This is a genomic window from Actinosynnema sp. NPDC023658 (assembly GCF_040639995.1).
Taxonomy (GTDB): Bacteria; Actinomycetota; Actinomycetes; order Mycobacteriales; family Pseudonocardiaceae; genus Actinosynnema.
This window is the reverse complement of sequence record NZ_JBFAAX010000352.1, coordinates 1-6,097: the sequence shown is the minus strand read 5'-3', so window position 1 is coordinate 6,097 and position 6,097 is coordinate 1. Positions and strand designations below refer to the sequence as shown.

General features: G+C 74.8%; 4 protein-coding genes. All 4 read left to right on the top strand.

Annotation, left to right across the window (positions count from 1 at the left end; all coding sequences use genetic code 11):
* Positions 1-1,324 (top strand): LuxR C-terminal-related transcriptional regulator (locus AB0G02_RS26120; protein ID WP_360798395.1); only part of this gene is annotated, 1,324 nt, incomplete at its 5' end.
* An 82-nt stretch (positions 1,325-1,406) separates the two neighbouring features.
* Entirely contained in the window at positions 1,407-2,129 is a 723-nt protein-coding gene (locus AB0G02_RS26115; RefSeq protein ID WP_360798392.1) for a zinc-binding dehydrogenase, read from the top strand.
* Positions 2,130-2,137: 8 nt separating this feature from the next.
* Positions 2,138-4,300 (top strand): molybdopterin oxidoreductase family protein, encoded by a 2,163-nt coding sequence (locus AB0G02_RS26110; RefSeq protein WP_360798389.1) that lies wholly within the window; start codon positions 2,138-2,140, stop codon positions 4,298-4,300.
* An 11-nt stretch (positions 4,301-4,311) separates the two neighbouring features.
* Positions 4,312-6,057 carry a long-chain fatty acid--CoA ligase gene (locus AB0G02_RS26105; RefSeq protein WP_360798386.1) on the top strand — a complete coding sequence of 582 codons (1,746 nt, stop codon included), beginning with the start codon at positions 4,312-4,314 and terminating at the stop codon, positions 6,055-6,057.
* The last annotated feature ends 40 nt before the right edge of the window (positions 6,058-6,097 follow it).

Below are 6,097 nucleotides of genomic sequence, written 5' to 3'. Positions count from 1 at the left end.
CCTGCTGGGCCGGTTGACCGAGGCGTTGCGGCTGGCCGACGCGGAGGTGGCGACGGGTGACGCACCGGCCGCGTTGCACGCCCAGCGCGCGCTGCTGCTCGTGTTCACCGGACGTCACGCCGAGGCGCTGGCCGCCGCGGACCGGATCGAGGCCATGCCGTTCACCTCCGCCGCCGAGGGCGTGGTCGTGTTCGACCGGCTGGCGATGATCACGTCGATGCTGTTCCGGCACGACCGGACGGTCGACTACGCCAACCGCTCCCTGCGTTCGGCGGACGGCCAGCCCGCCCTGGAGCTGCAGGCGCTGGCCGTCGGCGCGTCCACCGGGGCGTTGGCCGGCCTGGTGCACGACGCGTCGTGGCGGCTGCGGCGGGCGGAGGAGCTGCGCGAGCGGACCGGCGGGCACGCCTTCCGCGGTGAGCTGGAGATGGCGCGGGTGGCGCTGGACTGGTTCGGCGGCGCGTGGGACGCGTGCCTGGAACGCGTGGGCCGGGCCGCCGCCGAGCTGGGGTCGCGCCAGGAGCTGATGATGCTCGACGGCCTGCGCGCGATCGAGCTGGAGGTGCGCACGTGGCGCGGTGAGCTGGACGTCGCCGCCCGGCTGGCCGCCCTGCCCGTCCCGACCAGCCCGAACATGTCCCGCCTGCACGCGTTGGCGATGGCCGGTTACCTCGCCGCGCGCGGTGACGTCGAGGGTGCGCGGACGGCCCTGGTCGAGGCCGTGGACGACGACGGGATGACCGCGTACAGCTGCGTGCTGCTGGGTCGCCTGATCGAGCTGGACCTGGCCCACGACCGGGTGGAAGAGGCTCGGCAGACGGTGAAGCGGCTGCGGGTCGTGTCCGCTGATCGAGTGGCCCCGTGGACGCGTACGACGGTCCGGCGGGTGATCGGGCTGACCGAGCGGGACGCCGTCGTGCTGCGGGAGGCGGTGCGCGAGGCGGAGGCGGGCGGGTTGGTGTTCGAGAAGGCGCGGGCGCAGCTGGCGCTCGGCCTGGTCGAGCGCGCCGCCGTGCCGGAGCTGCTGGACGCGTACGCGGTGTTCCAGCGGCTCGGGGCGCACGGGTTGCGCCGCCAGGCCGGTGGTCGGCTGCGCGAGCTGGGCGCGAAGGTGCCGCGGGCGCGGGCCAAGGCCCCCGGCGTGCTGACCGAGGCGGAGGAGAACGTCGCCCGGCTCGTGCAGCAGGGGATGCGCAACCGCGACATCGCCGCCGCGCTGCACTACAGCCCGCGCACCATCGAGGTGTACCTGTCCCGCATCTACGCCAAGCTGCACGTGTCCTCGCGGCTGGAGCTGGCCCGCGTCCTGGACGGCCGCGCCTGAGCGCCGACGCCCGGCCTTCGCGCTTAGTTGTCGTGGACTCCGCACTAACCGGTCGGTAACCCGGGCGTGTTGCCTGGGTGACGTGGAGGTCGTCGCGAGGGCGGGGCGTCGGGAGCTGTCGTTCGACGGCTTCGGCTTCCCACTGCCCGCCGAGGTCGACGACGCAGCGGCGCTGGCCCTGGCGGCTCACGGCGTGACCGCGTGGCACCTGCTGCGGACGTGCGCGCACCTGCGGCGGGGTGAGTCGGTGGTGGTGCACGACGCGGCGGGCGGGGTCGGCGGGATGGCCGTGCAGCTGGCCGTGAGCTTCGGCGCGGGGCGCGTGGTGGCCACCGCGGCGACCCAGGCCCAACGCCGGCTGGCACTGCGGCTGGGCGCGGACGCGGCCCTCGACTCGACCGCGCCCGACCTGGGTGAACGGCTGCCGGTCGCCGGGTTGGCGGACGTCGTGGTGGGCCTGCCGGTGACTCATCCGGTGATCGGCGGGGTCGGCGGGGCTCGTGGCGTGGGCACCCGGCCGGTGGACCCCGGCCTGGTGGACGGCGCGCTCGCCGTGCTGGCCCCCTTCGGGCGGCTCGTCTGCCACGGCGAGCCGGTCGACGTCGACCCGGTGCGGCTCGGGTCGCGGGCCGTCGTGGGGTTCCGCCTCACCGACTGCCTGGCCCGCCCGGAGATGGTGGTCGCCGCGCTGAGCGAGCTGACCGGGCTGACCGCCGCCGGCCGCCTGCACCCCCTGCCGCACCTCCTGCCGACGCCTCGCCCGCGCTCCCCGCACGCCACGCCACCGACCCGGACCACCCGCTGAGGAGCCGCATGCGCACCGCCTACACGACCTGCCCGCTGTGCGAGGCCACCTGCGGCCTGGAGCTGACCGTCGAGGACGACCGGGTGACCGCCGTCCGGGGCGACCGGCACGACCCGTTCAGCGGCGGGTTCCTGTGCCCGAAGGGCGCGTCCCTCGGCGCGCTGGACGCCGACCCCGACCGCCTGCGCACGCCCGTGGCCCGGCGTGGCGACCGGTTCGAGCCCGTGTCGTGGGACGAGGCGTTCGCCCTGGTCGACCGGCGGCTGAACGCGGTCATCACCGAGCACGGCCGGGACGCGGTGGCGCTGTACCTGGGCAACCCGACCGTGCACTCCCTGGCCGCCGGCCTGTACGTGCCGGGGCTGCGCAAGGCGTCCGGCTCGCGCAACGTCTTCACCGCCGCCACCGTCGACCAGATGCCCAAGCACGTGGCGTGCGGCCTGCTCTACGGCGGGATCTTCAGCATCCCGGTGCCCGACATCGACCGCACGGACTTCCTCCTGCTGCTCGGCGCGGACCCGTTCACCTCCAACGGCAGCCTGTGGACCGTGCCGGACGCGCCGGGACGGCTCAAGGCGCTCCGGGCGCGCGGCGGGGCGTTCGTCGTGGTCGACCCGCGCCGCAGCCGCACCGCCGCGGCCGCCGACCGGCACCTGCCGATCGTGCCGGGCACGGACGTGTTCCTCCTGCTGGCCATGGTGAACGAGCTGTTCGCCGCGTCCCTGGTCGACCTCGGGGTCCTCGCGCCGCACGTGGTCGGCGTGGACGAGGTGCGCGAGCTGAGCGAGCCGTTCACCCCGGAAGCGGTGGCGTCGCGGTGCGGCATCGACGCGGCCGACATCCGGGCGCTGACCCACCGGCTCGCCGCGGCGCCCCGCGCGGCCGTCTACGGGCGGATCGGGACGACCGCGGTCGAGTTCGGCACGGTCGCGAGCTGGCTGGTCGACGTGCTGAACGTCCTCACCGGGAACCTGGACCGGCCCGGCGGCGCGATGTTCCCGCTGCCCGCCCACGCGCGGCGCGGCACCGGGACGGGCAGGGGCTTCACCACCGGGCGGTGGCGCAGCCGGGTCCGCGGCCTGCCCGAGGTGGCCGGCGAGCTGCCCGCCGTCACGCTGGCCGACGAGATCGAGACCCCCGGTGAAGGCCGGGTCAGGGCGCTGGTGACGGTCGCGGGCAACCCCGCGCTGTCCGTGCCGAACTCGGGCCGCCTCGACGCCGCTCTGTCCACTGTGGACTTCATGGTGTCGGTCGACCCGTACCTGAACGAGACCACCCGGCACGCCGACGTGATCCTGCCGCCACCGCCGCCGAGCAGGCGCGCGCACTACGACCTCGCGTTCCTCTCGCTGGCGGTCCGCAACGTCGCCAAGTACTCCCGTGCCGCCGTGCCGCTCGGCCCGGACGAGCGCGACGAGGGCGAGATCCTGCTGCGGCTGACCGGGATCCTCGCGGGCCTCGGCCCCGACGCCGACCTCGACGCGCTGGTCGGCCTGACCGGCGACGCGGACCTCTCGCGCGAGGAGCGGCTGCTCGACGCGCGCCTGCGGTCCGGCCCGTACGGGCTGTCGGTGGCCGACCTGCTCGACCGGCCGCACGGCGTCGACCTCGGGCCGTTGACCAGCCGGTTGCCGGAAGTCCTGCGCACCCCGTCCGGCCGGGTGGAGCTGTGCCCGGCGCCGATCGCGGCCGACGTGCCCCGCGTGCTGGCCGCGTTGCGCGCGCCCGCCGACGGCCTGGTGCTGATCGGGCGGCGGCACCTGCGGTCCAACAACTCGTGGCTGCACAACGTGCCCGCGCTGGTGAAGGGCAAGCCGCTGTGCACGCTGCTGGTGAACCCCGCCGACGCCGCGCGGCTCGGCCTGGAGCACGGCGGTCCGGCGCGGGTCACGTCCCGGGTGGGCGAGGTCGAGGCGACCGTGGAGGTCAGCGCCGACCTGGCCCCCGGCGTGGTCAGCCTGCCGCACGGCTGGGGCCACGACCGGCCCGGCACCCGCCTGGCCACGGCCCGCGCCCACCCCGGCGTCAACGTCAACCTGCTCACCGACGACCTCGCGGTGGACCCGCTGTCCGGCACCGCCGTGCTCAACGGCGTCCGCGTGGACGTCGGCCCCGTCCGGTCGCCGTCCCCGTGCCCGTCCGAGTTCCCGACCCCGACTCCAGCTCAGTGAGGAGCACCGCCATGCCCTTGACCACGGCGCGCGTCATCGCCGACCTGCCCTTCGTGGCCGCCCAGGCGCACGACGACCGGGTGGCGTGGCGCTTCCACCGCGACGGCCGGTGGCAGGACCTGACGTTCACCGAGGTCGCGGAGTGGGTCATGGAGCTGGCGTCCGGCCTGGTGCACCTGGGCGTCGAGCCGGGCGACCGGGTGTGCGTGCTGTCGGACACCCGGCCCGAGTGGTCGGCGGTGGAGCTGGCGGTGCTCGCGGCGGGCGGGATCGTGGTGCCGATCTACCCGTCCAGCGCGCCGGAGGAGTGCGCGTGGATCATCGGGGACTCGGGCGCGGTGCTGCTGGTCGCGGAGACCGCCGCGCAGCGGGACAAGGTCGACTCGATCCGCGACCGGGTGCCCGCGTTGCGCGACGTCGTCGTCATCGAGGACGGCGGCCTGGACGACCTCCGCTCGCAGGGCCGCACGTCGCCCCTGCCCGGCGAGCTGGACGACCGCCGGGCCGCGATCGACCCCGACGACCCGACCGTGATCATCTACACCTCGGGCACCACCGGCCCGCCCAAGGGCTGCGTGCTGACCAACCGCAACTGGCTGACCATGTGCCGGCTCAGCGAGGAGCTGTCCTACGTCCTGCCGGACGACGTCGCCTACCTGTTCCTGCCGCTGGCGCACGTGTTCGCGCAGATCGTGCACCTGGGCGCGCTCCACACCGGCCATGCGGTGGCGTTCTACGGCGGTGACCCCTCGAAGGTCGTGGCGGAGCTGGCGCAGGTGCGGCCGACGTTCCTGCCGTCCGTGCCCCGGATCTTCGAGAAGATCTACACCGCCGCGACGGCCGGTGTGCCGGACGACCAGCTGCGCCAAGCGGTGCGGGTCGGGCTGGCGGTGCGCCGGCTGCGGGCCGCCGGTCAGCCCGTGCCGCCCGACCTGGCCGACGCGTTCGAGCGGGTGGACCCGGTCTTCGCCCGCGTGCGCGGGATCTTCGGCGGCAGGCTGCGGCAGGCGTTGTCCGGTGCGGCGCCCATCTCGGTCGAGGTGCTGGAGTTCTTCTCGGCGGCGGGCGTGCCGGTGCTGGAGGGCTACGGCATGAGCGAGTCCACGGGCGTCGGCACGGTGAACACGCTGGCGCGGCACAAGCTGGGCTCCGTCGGCACGTACGGGATCGCCGGCCTGGAGGTGGAGCTGGCCGAGGACGGCGAGATCCTGCTGAGGGGGCCGCACGTGTTCGCGGGCTACTGGAACAACCCCGCCGCCACCGCCGAGGTGCTCACGGACGGCTGGCTGCACACCGGGGACCTGGGCGAGGTCGACGAGGACGGCTTCGTCACGATCACCGGCCGCAAGAAGGACATCATCATCACCGCCGGCGGCAAGAACATCGCGCCCGCGAACGTCGAGAACCAGCTCCGCCAGTCCCGCTGGGTGTCGCACGCGGTGGTGTACGGCGACCTCAAGCCGTACCTGGTCGCGCTGATCACCCTCGACCGGGACGAGGTCGTCCCGTGGGCCGCCGCCCGGGGCATGCCGACCGACCTGCCCACCCTGGCCCGCACGCCCGAGGTCCGCGCGCTGGTCCAGGAGGTCGTGGACGAGGCGAACACCCACTTCGCCCACGTCTCGCAGGTCAAGCGCTTCACGATCCTGGACCGCGACCTGAGCCAGGACGACGGCGAGCTGACGCCGACGCTGAAGGTCAAGCGCAAGGTCGTGCACGCCGCGCACGCGTCGCGGTACGACGAGCTCTACAGCTGACGACCCGGTCCCGACGGCCCGCACCCCCACCGGTGCGGGC